The following is a 17,723-nucleotide window of genomic DNA, read 5'->3' as shown; positions in this document are numbered from 1 at the left end:
GGTCCGCGCACCCTCTAACCTGACAGCCATGGCAGCAACCAGGGTGTACGTCGCCAGACTTGCCGGGCTGGTGGTACTCGGCCCGGACGGCGAGTCTATCGGCCGCATCCGTGACGTTGTCGTGGCCATCCGCTACGACCGCCAGCAGCCGCGGGTGCACGGCCTTGTCGTCGAACTGCCGTCCCGGCGACGGATTTTCGTGCCGATGCTGCGGGTCACCACCATCGAACCCGGTGCTGTCGCGCTCAATACCGGCACGGTTAGCCTGCGCCGCTTCACCCAGCGGCCCGGCGAAATGCTCGCGCTCGCGCAGATCGTCGATTCCTCGGTGCGCGTTGACGATCCGGATCTGCCGGATGTCGCGGATGTCGATGTGCTCGTTGTCGATCTCGGCATCGAACAGACCCGGACCAGGGACTGGCGGGTGACCAGGGTCGCGGTGCGCGGACATCGCCGGCTCGGGCGCCGCCGTGCCGTGCACGTGGTGGATTGGACCCAGGTCAGCGGGCTGACCCCATACGAAATCGGCAGGCCGGGCCAGGACGTCACCCAACTGCTCGAACAGTTCGAGGGCCTGCGTCCCGCCGACGTCGCACATCTGCTACGCGAACTGCCGGAGAAGCGGCGCGTCGAAGTGGCGGTCGCGCTCGACGACGAGCGCCTCGCCGACGTGGTGCAGGAACTTCCCGATGACGATCAGGTCGATCTGCTCGGCCACCTCGAGGTGGGCCGAGCCGCGGATGTGCTCGAGGCCATGGACCCCGACGATGCCGCGGACCTGCTCGGCGAGCTGCCGACGGGCGAGCGGGAATCGCTACTGGCACTGATGGATCCGGAGGAATCCGAACCGGTCCGCCGACTGCTGCAACACTCGCCGGATACCGCGGGCGGTCTGATGACCCCGAAACCGGTGATCCTCACCCCGGCCACCACCGTCGCCGAAGCGCTGGCCCGGGTGCGCAACCCGGATCTGACACCGGCGCTGGCCTCCATGGTGTTCGTGGTGCGCCCGCCGACCGCCACACCGACCGGCCGGTTTCTCGGCTCGGTCCACTTGCAGCGACTTTTGCGCGAACCTCCGGCACATCTGGTCGGCGGCATTCTCGACACCGATCTGGCCCCATTGCGCCCAGATGTCCCGCTCGGCGCGGTGACCCGCTACTTCGCGACCTACAACCTGGTCTGCGGACCGGTCGTGGACGAGGAGAACCACCTGCTCGGCGCGGTGAGCGTGGACGATGTGCTCGACCATCTGCTGCCGGAGGATTGGCGCGAGCAGGAGGATACGCACGATATGGCGCACGAGGCGGCCGCGAGACATGAGGGGACAGCCGACGGTGAGTGAGAAGAGTCCAGCGCGTCAGCGCCTCGAGACGCCGGTGGAATCGCGGTTCCGCTTCGACTACGACGCCGAGGCGATGGCCCGCTCCAGCGAGCGGGTCGCCCGATTCCTCGGCACCGGACGCTATTTGGCGATCCAGACCATCGTGGTGGTCATCTGGATCCTGCTGAACATCTTCGTGATCACGCTGCGCTGGGACCCGTACCCGTTCATCCTGCTCAACCTCGCGTTCTCCACCCAGGCCGCCTATGCGGCACCGCTGATCCTGTTGGCGCAGAACCGACAGGACAACCGCGACCGGGTGTCGCTGGAGGAGGACCGGAGCCGGGCCGCCCAGACCAAGGCCGATACCGAATTCCTTGCCCGCGAACTCGCTTCGCTGCGGATCGCGATCGGCGAGGTTGCTACGCGCGACTATGTCCGCCGCGAACTGGAGGAAATGCGAGAGGTACTGGAACGGATCGAGGCCGCCGAGGCCCCGGATCGCGAGTCGCAGTCGGATAAACCCGCAAAGGGTAATCGCAAGAAAAGCTCCGGCCGAAAGCAGGGCACGGTTCCGGTTTCACCGCCAGTTGCTGACGATTGACAGGAAATGCTCAACAACGTTCTGACCCGCGGGTAACCTAGACGGCGTTGTCCCGAGCCGCCGGGCAGGGGATGTCCCGGACAGCAGCTCCACGACGTCGAGGAATGGTGTGGCCGAATGCGAATATCCGCTCCGATAACCCTCTCGGCCCTGGTCGTCGCTGGTTTGGTCGCCACCGGCTCGGCAACCAACGTCACGCAGTCCAGCACTCCCGACAAAGCCCCTGAAGCTCTGCTCGCCGTGTCGACCGGTCGAGCCGTCGCCAACGGGGCATCCGACAATACCGGCGAGGCACCATTGTCTCGGACAGTCGGTCTCCTTTCGGTCACGCCGGAGGCTCCCCGCAAACTTCGAGCAATGACACCGCTTGCCGGTGGCACACCACTGTTCGCTGGTTCGGTGCCATTGCACGACATCTCGCTCCCGGCCACGGGCGGCGCACTCGGCATCCCGGAAATCGTGCTCGCGGCATATCGCAATGCCGAACTCGCACTGGAATCCTCGATGCCCGGCTGCGGTCTGTCCTGGAGCCTGCTCGCCGGTATCGGCCGGATCGAATCCGGACATGCGGGCGGCGGTCGCACCGACGCCGCGGGCACCACGGTGACCCCGATCTTCGGCCCAGCCCTCGACGGCACCCTACCGGGTAACCAGGTGATCAGGGCCGCCGACGGCACCGGGGTGCGCGCCATCGGTCCGATGCAGTTCCTGCCGGGCACCTGGAGTCTGTACGCCGCCGACGGCAATGGTGACGGCGTCGCCGATCCGCACAATGTCTTCGACGCCGCCCTCGCCGCGGGCAAATACCTCTGCTCGGGCGGGTTGGACCTGCGCGATCCGCAACAGGAACTGCGCGCGGTGCTGCGCTACAACAACTCGCTCGCCTACGCCGCCAATGTGCTGAGCTGGTCGATGGCCTACCGCACCGGCGGCACCCCGAGCCAGGTGCGCATCTCCCCCGATCTCATTCCGCCGGGCAGCGGGCCGATCACGGCGGGCACGGACATGCTGGCCGTATCCAGCACATCGCCGACCACCACCACGACCACCGAGCCGCCGCCGGTGAATACGGTGACCATCCCGACGCCGACCCAGGTGATGATCACCATCCCCGGTCTGCCACCGATCCCGTGCGGCATCTTCTGCCCGCTACCCGCGCCCAAGCCGCCGTGCGAACCGCAGCAGGCGGCGCCGGCGCAGCTGCCCCCGCCCGGCGATCCGGCCCAGTCACCCATCGCACCGGCGCAGACCTTCGGTGCTGGCAATGGCGAGCCGAAGGGCGAGCCGAAGGATCCCGCGCACCCTGATCAGCCCGAGGCACAGCCACAGCCGCAAGCCGCCAACTGCACTCCGGCCCAACCCGGTGCGGCCCAACCCGGCGCCGCCCAGCCGGGGCCTGGTGCGGCACAGCCCGCGCCCAATGCGCAGACTCCCCCGCAGTCGCCGGGTGAATCGACGGAGACCACGCCGGAGAAGACGGCGGAGCCCGGTCTGCCCGACGCAGCGGAACCGACACAGACAGAACCCGCAACGCCGCCCGCACCGGGCATCACGCTGCCGTTCGGCATCGTCATCCCGCTGCCCGCGCCGGTCCCGCAGCGCTGATACCAGGACAGATAGCCGAACCGTTACGCCACACCGGAACCCGATAACGAAGCAGTAACAAAAAGGTCTCGAATGCGGTAATCTCTTCTTCGTTCCATCACGAAGGACTCGCTGCAGAGTCAATGGAGGGTCACCGCACAGTGGGGCGTCATCGGAAACAGTCGCCTGCGACAATCAAGCGCAGCTCCGTTATCGCATTGACCGGATTGGTTCCCGCTGGGTTCGTGGCTGTCGCCGCGTCCGCGGGCACGCTCGATCCGACCGCATCGTCTGTCCTGGAACATGTTCCGGGCGACGATCATGACGACCAGGCGCTCGGACTCGCGGCCGCCGCGGAACCAGCGGCGACGACCGAATTCGTCGCTCACGCAATGGCAAAGCAGGCGCGGAGTGCGCCGCCGATCGTGAAAACCGTTGCGCTGCCGGATGGTAGGCAACCGGCCGCGCTGCCGGCCGGCCCGCTCGGCATTCCCGGCGTCGCCGTCGCGGCCTACCAGAATGCCGAACGCACACTCGCCGCCGAGAATCCCGTCTGCGGAATGCCGTGGTATCTGCTCGCCGGAATCGGCCGGGTCGAATCGACCCACGCCTACGGCAAGGCCGACGCCGACGGCAATCCGCTCACACCTGTCTATGGACCGGTTCTCGACGGCAGCCTCGCGGGCAATCACGTCGTCGGCGATACCGACGACGGCGCGCTGGACGGACTCAGCGGATACGACCGCGCCATCGGCCCCATGCAATTCCTGCCGGAGACCTGGAAGCGCTACGGCGCCGACGGCAATGGCGACGGCATCGCCGATCCCCAGAACCTGTTCGACGCGGCGCTGACCGCGGGCAAGTACCTGTGCGACGGCGGGTTGAACATGCGCGATCTCAGCCAGCAGACGCGGGCGATTCTGCGCTACAACAACTCCATGGCCTACGTCGCCAATGTGATGGCATGGGCCGGATCGTATGCCTCCGGTATCGCACCCAAGCCCGGTGACCTGCCGCGAATCTGACACGACGTAAAATTTCTGCCATGCCAGTGGTTACGGAAGCGGATGTGCGGGGAGCCCTCGCGAAGGTCGACGACCCGGAGATCCGTAAACCGATCACCGAACTGGGCATGGTGAAGAGCATCGCGATCGGTGCCGATAGCAATGTCCATATCGAGGTCTACCTGACAACGGCGGGCTGCCCGCTGCGCACCGAGATCACCCAGCGGGTCACCAAGGCGGTGGCCGATGTCGCTGGCGTCGGTGCCGTCACGGTCGAGCTCGACATCATGAACGACGAGCAGCGCACCAACCTGCGCAAGCAGCTGCGCGGCGACTCCGCCGATCCGGTGATCCCCTTCGCCCAGCCCGGTTCGCTGACCCGCGTGTACGCGGTGGCCTCGGGTAAGGGTGGCGTCGGAAAGTCCAGTGTCACAGTCAATCTCGCCGTCGCCATGGCCGCACGCGGTCTGTCGGTCGGTGTACTGGACGCGGATATCTACGGCCACTCGATTCCGCGGATGCTCGGCACCGACGCGCGGCCGACCCAGGTCGAGCGGATGATCATGCCGCCGCAGTCGCACAATGTGAAGTTGATCTCCATCGCGCAGTTCACCCAGGGCAATACGCCGGTGGTGTGGCGCGGTCCGATGCTGCACCGGGCGCTGCAGCAGTTCCTCGCCGATGTGTTCTGGGGCGACCTGGACGTGCTGCTGCTCGATCTGCCGCCCGGCACCGGCGATGTCGCGATCTCCATCGCGCAGCTGATCCCGAATGCGGAGATCCTGGTCGTCACCACGCCGCAGCCCGCGGCCGCCGAGGTCGCCGAGCGCGCTGGTGCGATCGCGCTGCAGACGCGGCAGCGGATCGCGGGCGTCATCGAGAACATGTCCTGGCTCGATCTGCCCGATGGCACCCGGATGGACCTCTACGGCTCCGGTGGCGGCCAGTCCGTCGCCGAACGCCTCACCCGTGCGGTGGGCGCCAATGTGCCACTGCTGGGCCAGATTCCGATCGAACAGGCATTGCGCGAGGCCGGTGACGAGGGCACGCCGATCGTGCTGCGGGATCCGGAGAATCCGGCCGCCAAGGCATTGCTCGAGGTCGCCGACAAACTCGCGATCCGCCGTCGTGGACTCGCGGGCATGTCACTCGGCATCGATACGACGCGCCACCTGTAGCGGCGCGACGCGACGGCGCACCCGATCGCCCACCGACTTCGGGCCGCGTCGCGCCAACTCGGGTCTACGAGGCGAAAGCGGACTTGGCCGCCCGGTCAGCTGGCCGCCGGCAATTCGAAGTCCGATTTCCGCAGGGCGGGTGGATGCCAGGTGTCGGTGTCGGCCAATAAGCTCGTGACATGCTCACGCTGCTGTTGTACGTGCTGATCGTCGGCTTGGTCGCCGCGGTCCTGTTCTTGCTCGCCAGTGCGGTATTCGGGCGCGCCGAGGAACTCGGACCGCTGCCCGAGGGCACGACCGCCACCGTTCTGCCCGCCGAGGGCATCAGCGGCGCCGATGTGCGCGCACTGCGCTTCCAGCAGGTGGTGCGCGGTTATAAGGCGGGCGAAGTGGACTGGGCGCTGACCCGACTCGCGACCAGAATCGACGAGCTACAGCTCCAACTGGCCGAGGCGCGCGCCGCCCAGAGCCCGAACCTCCAGAAGCCGAACGTCCAAGTTCCGAACCCGCAGCCGAGCACACAGACACCGGCAACCCCCAACGGCCCGACCGCACAGCCGCATACACCTGCTACCCAGCCCGACGCCCAGCCGCAAACACCGCCCGCTCCGACCAACGGCACCATCGCGCAGCCACAGCCACAGCCACAGCCACAGCCGCCATCCGCCGAACCGCAGACACCGACCGGGCAACCGCAGGGCCCGACCGCCCAGTGGCGCACACCGGTCCCCCAGCCGGGCACTCCGACCACTCGTCCGCTGACACCGACCGGCCAACCGCACGGCCCGATCGCCCATCGGCAGCCGCCGATCGCATCGCCCAACGGCACACCTGCCCCGCCGCACGCATCGGCCCCCCAACCGCAGGCACCGACCGGCCAGCCACACGAGCCGATCGCCTACGCGTACACACCGGTCACCCCGCAACCGACACCGGCCACCGAGCCGCGCGTTCCGATTGCGCGGCCGCAGGTACCCATCGCTCAGCCGGAAGCTTCCTTTGCCCAGCCGATTCAATCCGCTGTCCACCCGCAGGCGCAGTTCGGGCTGGAGCAGAAATGACCGCCGAGATCGCTGGGGCCGCGCTGGCGGCCGAATCCGATGGCAAGCTCCGCTGCCCGTGGTCGGAGGGGTCTCAGCTCTACCGCGACTATCACGACCACGAATGGGGTAGGCCGCTGCATGGCGATGACGCCATGTTCGAGCGCATGTGTCTCGAGGCGTTCCAATCGGGTCTGGCGTGGATCACTATTCTGCGCAAGCGACCGGCCTTCCGTGCTGCGTTTGCCGGGTTCGCGATCGACCGGGTGGCCGCCTTTGGTGACGGTGATGTGGCGCGGCTGCTCGCCGATCCCGGCATCGTCCGCAACCGGGCCAAAATCGATGCGGCGATCGCCAATGCGCGCGTCGCCGCAGACCTCGATATCGGACTCGACGAACTGATCTGGTCCTTCGCCCCGGCGCCTCGGCCACGCCCGCGCACAATCGCCGAGGTACCCGCGACAACTCCCGAATCCGTAGCTCTGGCAAAAGAATTGAAGCGACGCGGGTTCCGTTTCGTCGGTCCGACCACCGCCTATGCACTGATGCAGGCGACCGGAATGGTCGACGACCACCTAGCCGATTGTTGGGTCCGGTAGCGACTGCTCGCAGGTCGCTCGAAATGGTCGGCGCTGAGCGGCCCGACACAGGCCGAGCGGTCACATTTCGAACTCAGGTATCCGTCCACTCCGGCGATAGGGAAGAATGGGACGGGTGTAGCTCGCCAAATGCCGGTGAGCTCGCTGGTTGGTGACAACTGGAGTTCCAAGAAAGTGCGCAGGATATCGCGCAGATCTGGAGGGAGCAGAGGATGGCGGCCATGAAGCCCCGCACCGGGGACGGTCCCCTCGAGGCAACCAAGGAAGGGCGTGGAATCGTGATGCGGGTTCCACTCGAGGGTGGCGGGCGTCTGGTCGTTGAACTCACGCCGGATGAAGCGGCAGCGCTCGGTGACGAACTGAAGAGTGTCACCAGCTAATTCCCCACTGGCTGAAGTGGCCGGTCTGCTGGCCTGTCCGGAATGCGGCGCCGGTATGGAGTCGCGGGATCGGACGCTGCGCTGCGGATCCGGGCACAGTTTCGACATCGCCAAGCAGGGTTACGTCAGTCTGTTGACCGGCGCGTCGACGAAGATGACCGGCGATACCGCGGCGATGCTGGATGCGCGCGCCACATTCCAGCTCGGGGGACATTTCGCGCCGATCGCCGATGCGGTGGCCGCGGCCGTCGCGGCCGACGACTCATCCGGCCCGGTGCTCGACGACGATGCGGTACTGGAGGTCGGTGCCGGGACCGGCTATTACCTGGCCGCCGCGCTCGATGCCATCCCCGCCCGCGGGATCGCGTTGGACGTGGCCAAACCGGCGGCCAGACGCTGCGCCCGCGCCCATCCGCGCGTCGCCTCGGTACTCGCCGACGCCTGGCGCGGTCTACCCGTTCGCGACGGTGCGCTGCGCCGCGTGCTCTCGGTATTCGCGCCGCGCAATCCGAGCGAGGTCGCCAGGACCCTCACCACCGACGGCCGATTCGTCGTCGCCTCCCCGACGCCACGCCATCTGGCCGAACTGATCGGCCCACTCGGCATGGTGACGGTCGACCCGGATAAGGAACGGCGCCTCACCGAGGCCATGTCCGGCCACTTCGCCCCCGTCGACCGCACGCTCGTCGAGTACTCGATGAAGCTGTCCCGCACCGATATCCGCGATGTAGTGGCGATGGGTCCATCCGCCCATCACGGGACCCCGCACGTCGATGCCCTCCCGGACACCGTCGAGGTCACCGCCTCGGTCCAGATCTCGACCTACCGGCCCCACCCATGAGCGCCAGCGATCGGCCGGGTCAGAGCTTGCGGACCTGGTCGTAGATCGCGACGGTTTGGGAGGCGATCCGGAGCCAGTCGAATTCGGCGATGGCGCGGTGGCGTCCAGCCGCGCCGAATTCGGCGGCGCGCACCGGATCACCGGCGACCGCATTGACGGCCGCGGCCAGATCCTGTTCGTACTGCCGCACTGCATTCCCGTCGTAGTGCACCAGGCGACCCGTCTGCCCGTCCGCCACCACCTCGGGAATGCCGCCGACATCCGAGGCGACCACCGCGGTCGCGCACGCCATCGCCTCGAGATTCACGATGCCGAGCGGCTCGTAGACCGAGGGGCAGATGAAGACCGTTGCGGCGGCCAGGATCTGGCGGATCTGCTCGGTCGGCAGCATCTCGCGCACCCAGAACACATTGCCGCGCACGCTGCTGAGTTCGGCGACCGCCGCGGAAATCTCGGCCTCCAGCTCGCGGGTATCCGGCGCGCCCGCGCACAGCACCAGCTGGATCTCCGGATCGAAGTCGCGGGCCGCGGCGAGCAGATGCCCGACCCCCTTCTGCCGGGTGATGCGACCGACGAAGGCCACGATCGGCTGATCGGCGCGTACACCCAATTCGCTCAGAATCCACCGGGAACCCACGAGCGGCGGTCCCGGATGCCAGACGGTCGCATCGATACCGTTGTGCACCACGTGGACCCGGTCCGGATCGATCGTCGGATAGGCGTCGAGCACATCGTGGCGCATGCCCTCGCTCACCGCGATGATCGCGTCCGCGTATTCCACGGCATTGCGCTCCGACCACGACGACAGGCGGTAGCCGCCGCCGAGCTGTTCGGCCTTCCACGGCCGCCGCGGCTCCAGCGAATGCGCCGTGAGGACATGCGGGATCCCATAGAGCGTCGCGGCGAGATGTCCGGCCAGCCCGGTGTACCAGGTATGCGAGTGCACCACATCCACCTGGCCCGCGGCATCGGCCATGCGTAGCTGGGCCGACATCATCTGCAGCGCGGCATTGGCGGCGTAGAGATTCGGATCCGGCTGGTGCACTACGGCATCCGTACGCGGCACCCCCATGCAATGCACCGTCACCTCGCACAACTGCCGCAACTGCGCAGCCAACTGGGTGACGTGCACGCCCGCCCCGCCGTACACCTCGGGGGGAAATTCCCGTGTCAACATCGCCACACTCAGCCGGTCGGGATCACCGGCTACCGTCCCCGCACCCTCGCCGCCCGTGCCGAAACTCACTGCTTCAAACTAGACGTTCACTTTGGCATGGGCCACCTGTACCCGGGTGGCGCGGTAGTTTGGCAGATGTGAGGAGCCAGCCGCACGTACTCGGGATCGTGCTCGCCGGTGGCGAGGGCAAGCGCCTGTTCCCACTAACCGCGGATCGAGCCAAGCCAGCCGTCCCCTTCGGCGGCGCCTACCGTCTGATCGACTTCGTACTCAGCAATCTGGTCAACGCGGGCTATCTGCGCCTGTGTGTGCTCACCCAGTACAAGTCGCATTCGCTGGACCGGCACATCTCGCAGACCTGGCGGCTGTCGGGTTTCGCCGGGGAGTACATCACGCCGGTGCCCGCGCAGCAACGCCTCGGTCCGCGCTGGTACACCGGCAGCGCCGACGCGATCATGCAATCGCTGAACCTGATCTACGACGAGGATCCGGACTACATCGTGGTCTTCGGCGCCGATCACGTGTACCGGATGGATCCGGAGCAGATGGTCCAGCACCACATCAACTCCGGTGCTGGTGTCACCGTCGCCGGTATCCGGGTGCCGCGCAGCCAGGCGAGCGCATTCGGCTGCATCGACTCCGACGAGTCCGGACGGATCACCCAATTCCTGGAGAAGCCCGCGCATCCGCCGGGCACACCGGACGATCCGAACGTCACCTTCGCTTCGATGGGCAACTACGTCTTCACCACCAAGGTGCTGGTGGATTCGATTCGTGCCGACTCCGACAACTCCGATTCCGATCACGATATGGGCGGCGACATCATCCCCGCGCTGGTGGCGGCGGGTGAGGCCTCGGTATACGACTTCGCCGACAACGAGGTGCCCGGCGCGACCGAACGCGACCGCGGTTACTGGCGCGACGTCGGCACCATCGACGCCTTCTACGAGGCCCATATGGATCTCGTCTCGGTGCATCCGGTCTTCAACCTCTACAACAAGCACTGGCCCATCCGCGGCGCAGCGGAGAATCTGCCGCCGGCCAAATTCGCGCAGGGCGGGCTCGCACAGGAATGCGTGGTCGGCGCCGGCTGCATTCTCTCGGCCGCGACCGTGCGCAATTCGGTGCTCAGCTCCAATGTCATGGTCGATGACGGCGCGACCGTCGAGGGCAGCGTGCTCATGCCGGGGGTGCGGATCGGGCGCGGTGCGGTGGTGCGCCGCGCGATTCTGGACAAGAATGTCGTCGTCGGCGAGGGCGAGATCATCGGCGTCGATCTGGACCGGGATCGGGATCGCTTCGCGGTCAGCAATGGCGGTGTGGTCACTGTCGGCAAGGGCGTGTGGGTCTAGTACCGGCTACCGGGCATTCGTCGGGCAGAAAGGCGCGCACGGCCCGGGAGTTTTCGGCACGGTCGTCGACGGCGACTTATCACCGAAATCAGCGGTGACGACCAACAGCATCAGAATCACCGCGAGTCCGAGCACGAGAACGAGAACGATCGCGGCCCGACCCCAGTTGATCGGGCGCGGCTGTCCATAATCGTCGTCGTTGCCGAACATCCGAACCTCTCCCCGGTGTCCACACCGGGACATCCCCCTACTTGATACCCAGTCGGCGGAAGTTTTGTGCGGCAATTCTCGACGGCTATCGGGGGCCGGGTTGCGGTGGTGCGACGGTGGCCGTGCAGAACGGTTCGCAGGGCCCCGGAGTTAGCGGGACTTTTGTCCGTTCGGTGCCGAAATCGGCATTGCTGATCCACACCAGCACCACTACGGCGAGCACCATGATGAAAATCAGAAAGCCGAGTGCGGGCAGCAGACAGCCACCGCGTAATCGTCCCTCATTGATCGTGTGGCCGATATGGCCGATTTCGAGGATCTCGGAGCCACGCTCCCACACCATGGGCGTACCTTGCCGTCGTCGAACCTGGCATCAATACGGATACCCGTCGTACGGCGGCGGAATCAGCATGCGGCGAACGAAATCCCCACGCGCGCAGCGTTTATCGGTAGCCGGTCGGTTACTAGCCGCGCGATGCGCAGAGCAGACCGTCGCCGACCGGGATCAGCACGCTGGTGAGTTCGGGGTCCTCGGCGATCGCGCGAGTGGCCGCGCGCACCGCCTGGGTCGCCGCATCGCGCTGCGCCGGATCCGGAACCCGGCCGCCGAGCAGGGCGTTGTGCAGCAGGATTGCACCGCCGGCGCGCAGCAGGCGCACCGCCTGGGCGACGTATTGCGGATGCTCGAGCGGGGCCGCATCGATAAAGACCAGGTCATAGGCGCCGTCGGCGAGCCTGGGCAGCACATCGAGGGCACGGCCGTTGATCAGCCGGGTGCGCGCGGGCGGGATCTCCGCGGTGCGGAACGCCTCCTTGGCCGCGCGCTGATGCTCCGGCTCGGAATCGATGGTCGTCAGGGTCCCGTCCTCGCGCATGCCATCCAGTAGCCACAGCCCGCTGATCCCCGCGCCCGTCCCCACCTCGACCACCGCTCGTGCGCCGAGGAGCTGGGCATACATGCTCAGCAGTGCGCCGACCGAGGGTGGTACGGGTACCGCACCGAGTTCGGTGGCCCGCTCACGCGCGCCGATGAGGACCTCGTCTTCCACGACGGATTCCTCCACGTAGGAGAGATTTCGCTCCAGATTCGATGCCACGCCTATGAGGCTAGGGCACGAAGTCGCAAGTTTGGCTCATCAGTGAAGCGTTATCCCGGGCTTGCGCGATTAATTCATAGGCGGCGGGCGGGCACAGATTCTCAGGTGTCCCTCAGGATCTCCATACCCCCGGCATATCGAGGCAAGAAAGAGTATGGGCAAGCAAGACCAGCCGACCGCCCGGTGCGGGGACGCGGGAACAACGACATACCGTTCGTCGGTTGTATCCGTACGTGGCGATCCGAGATCCGGATCGCTATCAGGTCCGCAACCACGGTCCCGAGTAGGAGGTACCACCGTCCACATGGATAGAGGGTCATTTTCGGCGCTCCCGGTTGCCTCCGAGGTTTCGCAAGCTGGCTCCCTGCCAGCTCATGCCGGGGCGGCGCTCGAGTTCGCCACCCTGCCAGCGCATGCCTTGCCGATGGAGGCCGATATGAACGACGATGCCACCGATGTCGAGCTGACCGGCACCGCGGCCTTCGATGCGACGGGCGACCGTTCGACGATGCCGTCCTGGGACGAATTGGTTCGCGAACATGCCGACCGGGTCTACCGGCTGGCCTACCGCCTTTCCGGTGACGCGCAGGACGCCGATGATCTGACCCAGGAAACCTTCATCCGGGTGTTCCGCTCGCTGTCGAATTATCAGCCGGGCACCTTCGAGGGCTGGCTGCACCGCATCACCACGAACCTGTTCCTGGATATGGTGCGCCGTCGCAACCGGATCCGGATGGAGGCACTGCCCGAGGATTACGACCGGGTGCCCGCCGACGGGCCGAGCCCGGAACAGGCCTACCACGACGCCCGGCTGGATCCGGACCTGCAATCCGCACTGGATTCGCTGGCCCCGGAATTCCGTGCCGCAGTGGTGCTCTGTGATATCGAGGGTCTGTCCTATGAGGAGATCGGCGCGACCCTCGGTGTCAAACTCGGCACCGTGCGCAGCCGGATCCACCGCGGCCGTCAGGCATTGCGCGACTACCTTGCGCATAATGGAAGTGAGCAGCGGTTCACCGCTGACGCGAACATCGGGTGATCCGGCGGGAGCCGGGCCCCACCCGGCGGCCGGATATCCATCCGGTCGTGCGCTACGGATGATGTCGGTTGGAAGGGTGAGCACCGAATGAGTGGCGACGCCAGCACGTCAGGTCGTCCCCGTTTTCGTCCTACCGAACATCTGGCCAGCGAGGCGATCGCGGCCTATGTGGACGGCGAACTACGGATGAATGCCTATCTGCGTGCCGCCCAGCACCTTTCCGTGTGCCCGGAGTGCGCGGCGGAGGTCGAGGCACAGCAGCAGGCGCGGATCGCGCTGCGCCGGGCCGGTCAGGTCTCGATTCCCACCGATCTGCACGACAGCCTCACCCGCATTCCACTCGCCGAACTCCCCGGCGGCGCTTCGAGCGCGACCTCGCGCCCGACCAACGGCAACCCCCGCAACGAGGCGGTTTTCGGTTTTCTGACCGATTCGTTCACCGCGACCCGGTGGACGACGTGGTGGCGCAAGTAGAGTTTTCCGAGTGACCACCGAATCGACGAATTCCGGGCCGTCGGAATCGCGGCCCACCGCAGGCGACTCCACCGATTCGGCGGCCAACAGGGGGACGCCGGGTTCATCCACCCCGTCGGCTTCGCCGACTGCCAGCCCCCTGCGGCCGTCCGACGCCCCGGTACTCGAACCGCGTCCGGTCTACCGGCCGCATGTGGACAGTCACACGGCGCGCGCGTTCCGCCGCCCCTCCGGCCAGACCGGTTCGTTCTCCGAGCAGCTGACGGCCGGATCCGGTTCGCAGCCCCCGCAGGTCGGCCCGGAACTGCACAGCAGCCCACCCGATGCCGTACTGGCCGAGGCCTTCGGACGTCCGGCGGGCTCCACCGAACTGCTGCAGCGTGATCCGGAGGCCGCCGATCAGTCCGCGCCGGTCGCCGGTCCGGGCGATCCGTGGCGCGATCCCGATGCCGCCGCCCGCCTCGGCGCGCCCGCCGTGCCGACGCCGCGGCCCGCACCGCTGCCGCAGGCGCGGCAGCTTTCGGCCAGGGAGGTGCTGTTCGGCTCCCGGGTGGCGCCCAAGGCGCTGGTCCTGCTGGCTGTTGTCGCACTGGCCATCGGCGCGCTCGGCGGCTTGGTCGGCAGGTTGACCGCGGAGGCGACCTCCCCGTTGACCTCGCGCAAGGTCACCTTGGACCAATCCAGCGAAATCGAACGCCCGCACGGCCTGATCGCCAAGGTCGCCAACGCGGTACTGCCCGCGGTGGTGTCGATCCGGGTCACGGTCGGCGATAACGGTGCGACCGGTTCCGGTGTGGTCATCGACGGCGCGGGTTATATCGCGACCAACAATCACGTGATTTCGATGGCGGCACAGGACAAGTCGAACCGGGCAGCGATTCAGGTGACCTTCTCCGACGGCAGCCGGGTGCCCGCGCATATCGTCGGACGCGATCCGAAGACCGATCTCGCGGTACTGAAGGTCGATGTGAAGAATCTCACTGTCGCCAATCTGGGCAGGTCCAAGGACGTCCAGGTGGGTGACGACGTGCTGGCCATCGGTTCACCGCTCGGCCTGAGCAAGACCGTCACCTCCGGCATCGTCAGCGCGCTGCACCGCCCGGTCGCGCTCTCCGGTGAGGGCAGCGATACCAAGGCCGTCATCGACGCGGTGCAGACCGATGCCTCGATCAACCCGGGCAACTCCGGTGGCGCGCTGGTCGACATGGAGGGCCGGGTCATCGGCATCAATACCGCGATCCGCAGTGAGACCGGCGGTTCGGTCGGCCTCGGCTTCGCGATTCCGGTCGATATGGTCACCTCCATCGCGCAGACGCTGATCCACGACGGACAGGTGCACCACCCCAAGATCGGCCTCAGCGCCCGCAATAAGCAGGTGGCCAACGAGGTGATGAGCGGCGCCGCCGTCGCCGACGTGGAAGCCGGCGGTCCGGCGGCCAAGGCCGGGATCGTGGAGAACGACGTCATCGTCAAGATCGGTGACCGTGAGGTGACCGGACCCGATGAGCTGGTGGTCGCGGTGCAGCAGCGCAAGATCGGTGAGACGGTGAACGTGCAGTTGATCCGCGATGGCAGGCAAGTGGACGTGCCGGTCACGCTGGAATCGGACTGAGCGCGCGCGGGAATCCGACGCGGCTCGGGGAACTATGCCCAGGTAGCCTGGACTCGTGTTCAGCAACATCAGCTGGGGCGAGATGGTCATCCTCCTCGTCGCCGCCCTCGTGATCCTCGGCCCGGAGCGACTGCCCGGGGCGATTCGCTGGACCACGCAGAGCCTGCGCAAGGTTCGCGACTACGCCAGCGGTGCGACCCAGCAGTTGCAGCAGGAACTCGGCCCGGAGTTCGACGACCTGCGTAAGCCGCTGGCGGACCTGAACGAGCTGCGCCAGATGTCGCCTCGTCAGATGGTCACCAAACACCTTCTGAATGGCGACGATTCGGTTTTCCGGGATTTCGAGAAGGCGATCCCGGATAAGCAGGACCTGCTCGGCTCCAACAGCGGCATGCCGGACTACCCGATGCCCAAGCTCGAAAAGCCGTTGGAGCGCAACGAACGTCCGCCGATCGACACCGACGCGACCTAATTTGGCTGTTAAGTCAAGAAGACTAGACGCATCACGGTGTCGAGATGTCTAGACTTCGCACATGTCGGCCGATGACGTGGCGCGCGTTTTCGCGATCGAAGATAAAGTCGAGCGACTCAAGGCGGCCACCGATGGGGTGGCGGCGGCCCAACAGACCATCAACGAACTGACCCGTATCCGCAGAGCGGTGATCAGGGAACTACATGCCGAGGGCTGGACCTTCGCCAGAATCGGTGCGGCGGCGGGACTTTCCCGCGCGCGGATCCATCAGGTGAGTACCCAGGGTCCGGCACCGGAAGGTCTGTTCTTCGGGCACGGGTCGCTCACGGTAATCGCTCCCGAGGTTCGCAGTGGCCGAGTGCTGGGCGCTCCGGACCCGAGTGCGGCGCAGCGACTGGTGGAGTTGCTGCGCGAGCTCGGCTTCACCGCGGCCGTCGAGCACTTCCTGCCGGGCCGACCCGTCGATCTGAATCGCGACGGGTTGATCGTGCTCGGTGGGCCCGAACTGTCCCCCAGTGTGCGTCAGCTCATCGCGGCGGATCCGCGATTGCGGCGCGCGGTGGCCAGGGCCGGGGATGCCCGGCGCGGCATCGAGGATCGCGCGGCCAGAAGGGTATACCGACCGGGCGGCCCGGAACCGCATGACATTGCCTATATCGCCCGCCTACCACGCCCCGACGGCCGCGGTACCGCCCTGATCATCGACGGGCTGCATCCGCCCGGCTCCCTCGGCGCGATCCGTTTGCTCGCAACCAGATTGGCCACGCTGCACGAACGCGCTGCCACACACCTGTTTTCGGTGCTCGTCGCGGTGCGCTACGACCGCGCCACCGGGGAGCCGGTCGATGCCGATCTACTCACCCCGGTGTACCGGCACGACGCCGAACCCAGATCGATTCCGGGCCTCCGACGCTGAGCCGTTGGACTCCCGGACACCTTCTGGCAATCGAATAGCAGACGGCGGCCGATGCGCGGCAGTGAGTCGCGCTGGGCCGCCGAATATTCGATCGCGTCCGAAGAACGCAGGTGGCCCACACCAGTTCGCAATGAAACCGTGATGTGTCACACGTCACCAATACCTTCCATCTCGGCTCAACACCCGCGATGCTGAGTTAGCTAGTCGATAACCAACGGTGGCAGGTAGGTCCGAATGAATGTTCCACGTCCGGCGCGAGCGGGTTCCGCGTCGATGGCTGCCCGGCCCGAGCGCGGATCGGGCTCGGCTCGCAACGCGGGCGCCCCGACGGCGCGACCGGTGACCGCGACCCACCGCGTGACCTACAGCAATCGACTCAAGGTCTTCATCGGCCCCGACGACGCCGTGGTCGATTTCCTGCGCCCGCTGCGCAGACTGGACGGCTACGACTCGTATTCGGTGAATCTCACTCGCCTGCCGACCCCGATGCCCGCCGCGGAGATCACCGCGGCGATCAGCGCCGCGCCGGGTACGAACTCCGTGCAGTGCGTCGGCTCGGCCGACGTGCTCGCCATCGAACTGCGCACCATCGTCGACGGGAGGCCACGCCGGTACTTGCTCGGCCTGCCCGGCGATCGCCTCGGTCATCATGGCGTCGACGTGCCGAATGGGCCCGATCTGCTGCGCGTATACCCCGACGAGGTCTTCGACGCCGAATATGCCGCGGAGGTATTCGCGACGTACTTCCACACCGGCGATATCCCGGCGGGCTTCCGACTGCGCGAGGTCGTCGAATGACGGTCACGCGCAACAGCACTCG

General features: G+C 66.9%; 19 protein-coding genes and 1 pseudogene. 16 read left to right on the top strand and 4 right to left on the bottom strand.

From position 1 onward, the window contains the following. Positions 1–28: 28 nt before the first annotated feature. From ABZ293_RS02265 to ABZ293_RS02225, 9 genes and pseudogenes are all read left to right on the top strand, one after another. Positions 29–1,345, top strand: a complete 1,317-nt coding sequence (locus ABZ293_RS02265; protein ID WP_355176875.1) for a CBS domain-containing protein — start codon at positions 29–31, stop codon at positions 1,343–1,345. Further along, on the top strand, positions 1,338–1,928 hold the full coding sequence (locus tag ABZ293_RS02260) for a DUF1003 domain-containing protein (protein WP_355176874.1): 591 nt from the start codon (positions 1,338–1,340) through the stop codon (positions 1,926–1,928). The genes ABZ293_RS02265 and ABZ293_RS02260 overlap by 8 nt, the downstream gene beginning before the upstream one ends. Before the next feature lie 117 nt (positions 1,929–2,045). Next, on the top strand, positions 2,046–3,533 hold the full coding sequence (locus ABZ293_RS02255; RefSeq protein ID WP_355176873.1) for a lytic murein transglycosylase: 1,488 nt from the start codon (positions 2,046–2,048) through the stop codon (positions 3,531–3,533). A 140-nt stretch (positions 3,534–3,673) separates the two neighbouring features. After that, positions 3,674–4,537: a lytic murein transglycosylase gene (locus ABZ293_RS02250; RefSeq protein WP_355176872.1), complete on the top strand. Its 864-nt coding sequence runs from the start codon at positions 3,674–3,676 to the stop codon at positions 4,535–4,537. A 20-nt stretch (positions 4,538–4,557) separates the two neighbouring features. Beyond that, positions 4,558–5,694: an Mrp/NBP35 family ATP-binding protein gene (locus ABZ293_RS02245; RefSeq protein ID WP_355176871.1), complete on the top strand. Its 1,137-nt coding sequence runs from the start codon at positions 4,558–4,560 to the stop codon at positions 5,692–5,694. A 179-nt stretch (positions 5,695–5,873) separates the two neighbouring features. Beyond that, positions 5,874–6,152 (top strand): annotated as a pseudogene (locus ABZ293_RS02240) (DivIVA domain-containing protein); the annotation flags it as partial. Positions 6,153–6,751: 599 nt separating this feature from the next. Further along, entirely contained in the window at positions 6,752–7,333 is a 582-nt protein-coding gene (locus tag ABZ293_RS02235) for a DNA-3-methyladenine glycosylase I (RefSeq protein ID WP_355176870.1), read from the top strand. A gap of 212 nt (positions 7,334–7,545) precedes the next feature. Continuing rightward, positions 7,546–7,713 (top strand): DUF3117 domain-containing protein, encoded by a 168-nt coding sequence (locus ABZ293_RS02230; protein ID WP_011211259.1) that lies wholly within the window; start codon positions 7,546–7,548, stop codon positions 7,711–7,713. Next, on the top strand, positions 7,700–8,554 hold the full coding sequence (locus tag ABZ293_RS02225) for a putative RNA methyltransferase (RefSeq protein WP_355176869.1): 855 nt from the start codon (positions 7,700–7,702) through the stop codon (positions 8,552–8,554). The genes ABZ293_RS02230 and ABZ293_RS02225 overlap by 14 nt, the downstream gene beginning before the upstream one ends. A gap of 19 nt (positions 8,555–8,573) precedes the next feature. Here the strand turns inward: ABZ293_RS02225 and glgA are convergent, their stop codons facing one another. After that, complete coding sequence (gene glgA, locus ABZ293_RS02220; protein WP_354950881.1) at positions 8,574–9,743, bottom strand: glycogen synthase; 1,170 nt, start codon at positions 9,741–9,743, stop codon at positions 8,574–8,576. 125 nt (positions 9,744–9,868) lie between these two features. Here glgA and glgC point away from each other — a divergent pair, with 125 nt between their 5' ends. After that, a complete protein-coding gene (gene glgC / locus ABZ293_RS02215) occupies positions 9,869–11,083 on the top strand; it encodes a glucose-1-phosphate adenylyltransferase (RefSeq protein ID WP_355176868.1) in 1,215 nt (404 codons plus the stop codon). Between the two features lie 6 nt (positions 11,084–11,089). On the opposite strand, the gene ABZ293_RS02210 is transcribed toward glgC, so the two are convergent. The 3 genes from ABZ293_RS02210 to ABZ293_RS02200 form a co-directional block, all read right to left on the bottom strand. Further along, the gene (locus ABZ293_RS02210; RefSeq protein ID WP_355176867.1) at positions 11,090–11,293 is read right to left on the bottom strand and encodes a hypothetical protein; all 204 of its coding nucleotides are present in this window, start codon (positions 11,291–11,293) and stop codon (positions 11,090–11,092) included. A gap of 85 nt (positions 11,294–11,378) precedes the next feature. Further along, on the bottom strand, positions 11,379–11,636 hold the full coding sequence (locus ABZ293_RS02205) for a hypothetical protein (RefSeq protein WP_355176866.1): 258 nt from the start codon (positions 11,634–11,636) through the stop codon (positions 11,379–11,381). 121 nt (positions 11,637–11,757) lie between these two features. After that, on the bottom strand, positions 11,758–12,396 hold the full coding sequence (locus ABZ293_RS02200; RefSeq protein ID WP_355177133.1) for an O-methyltransferase: 639 nt from the start codon (positions 12,394–12,396) through the stop codon (positions 11,758–11,760). 418 nt (positions 12,397–12,814) lie between these two features. Here ABZ293_RS02200 and sigE point away from each other — a divergent pair, with 418 nt between their 5' ends. From sigE to ABZ293_RS02170, 6 genes are all read left to right on the top strand, one after another. After that, positions 12,815–13,429: an RNA polymerase sigma factor SigE gene (gene sigE, locus ABZ293_RS02195; RefSeq protein WP_355177132.1), complete on the top strand. Its 615-nt coding sequence runs from the start codon at positions 12,815–12,817 to the stop codon at positions 13,427–13,429. 87 nt (positions 13,430–13,516) lie between these two features. Beyond that, positions 13,517–13,903 (top strand): hypothetical protein, encoded by a 387-nt coding sequence (locus ABZ293_RS02190; protein ID WP_354961980.1) that lies wholly within the window; start codon positions 13,517–13,519, stop codon positions 13,901–13,903. A gap of 10 nt (positions 13,904–13,913) precedes the next feature. After that, entirely contained in the window at positions 13,914–15,515 is a 1,602-nt protein-coding gene (locus ABZ293_RS02185) for a trypsin-like peptidase domain-containing protein (RefSeq protein WP_355176865.1), read from the top strand. Between the two features lie 55 nt (positions 15,516–15,570). Continuing rightward, positions 15,571–15,987, top strand: coding sequence for a Sec-independent protein translocase protein TatB (gene tatB / locus ABZ293_RS02180; RefSeq protein ID WP_355176864.1), 417 nt, complete (start codon positions 15,571–15,573; stop codon positions 15,985–15,987). A gap of 61 nt (positions 15,988–16,048) precedes the next feature. Beyond that, complete coding sequence (locus tag ABZ293_RS02175; protein ID WP_355176863.1) at positions 16,049–16,903, top strand: hypothetical protein; 855 nt, start codon at positions 16,049–16,051, stop codon at positions 16,901–16,903. A gap of 339 nt (positions 16,904–17,242) precedes the next feature. Then, positions 17,243–17,701, top strand: coding sequence for a hypothetical protein (locus tag ABZ293_RS02170; RefSeq protein ID WP_355176862.1), 459 nt, complete (start codon positions 17,243–17,245; stop codon positions 17,699–17,701). Positions 17,702–17,723: the final 22 nt, after the last annotated feature.

The sequence above is a fragment of the Nocardia sp. NPDC005998 genome (assembly GCF_040614395.1).
In the GTDB taxonomy this organism is placed as follows: Bacteria; Actinomycetota; Actinomycetes; order Mycobacteriales; family Mycobacteriaceae; genus Nocardia.
Note: the sequence above shows the minus strand (reverse complement) of the source record. Positions and strands in the feature narration are given on the sequence as shown.

Bases quoted from the DNA above. Each gene is read 5' to 3' on its own strand.
- ABZ293_RS02265 (WP_355176875.1), top strand. From the start codon at position 29: ATGGCAGCAACCAGGGTGTACGTCGCCAGACTTGCCGGGCTGGTGGTA.
- ABZ293_RS02255 (WP_355176873.1), top strand. From the start codon at position 2,046: ATGCGAATATCCGCTCCGATAACCCTCTCGGCCCTGGTCGTCGCTGGT.
- ABZ293_RS02245 (WP_355176871.1), top strand. From the start codon at position 4,558: ATGCCAGTGGTTACGGAAGCGGATGTGCGGGGAGCCCTCGCGAAGGTC.
- ABZ293_RS02235 (WP_355176870.1), top strand. From the start codon at position 6,752: ATGACCGCCGAGATCGCTGGGGCCGCGCTGGCGGCCGAATCCGATGGC.
- ABZ293_RS02230 (WP_011211259.1), top strand. From the start codon at position 7,546: ATGGCGGCCATGAAGCCCCGCACCGGGGACGGTCCCCTCGAGGCAACC.
- ABZ293_RS02210 (WP_355176867.1), bottom strand. From the start codon at position 11,293: ATGTTCGGCAACGACGACGATTATGGACAGCCGCGCCCGATCAACTGG.
- ABZ293_RS02205 (WP_355176866.1), bottom strand. From the start codon at position 11,636: ATGGTGTGGGAGCGTGGCTCCGAGATCCTCGAAATCGGCCATATCGGC.
- sigE (WP_355177132.1), top strand. From the start codon at position 12,815: ATGGAGGCCGATATGAACGACGATGCCACCGATGTCGAGCTGACCGGC.
- ABZ293_RS02190 (WP_354961980.1), top strand. From the start codon at position 13,517: ATGAGTGGCGACGCCAGCACGTCAGGTCGTCCCCGTTTTCGTCCTACC.
- ABZ293_RS02175 (WP_355176863.1), top strand. From the start codon at position 16,049: ATGTCGGCCGATGACGTGGCGCGCGTTTTCGCGATCGAAGATAAAGTC.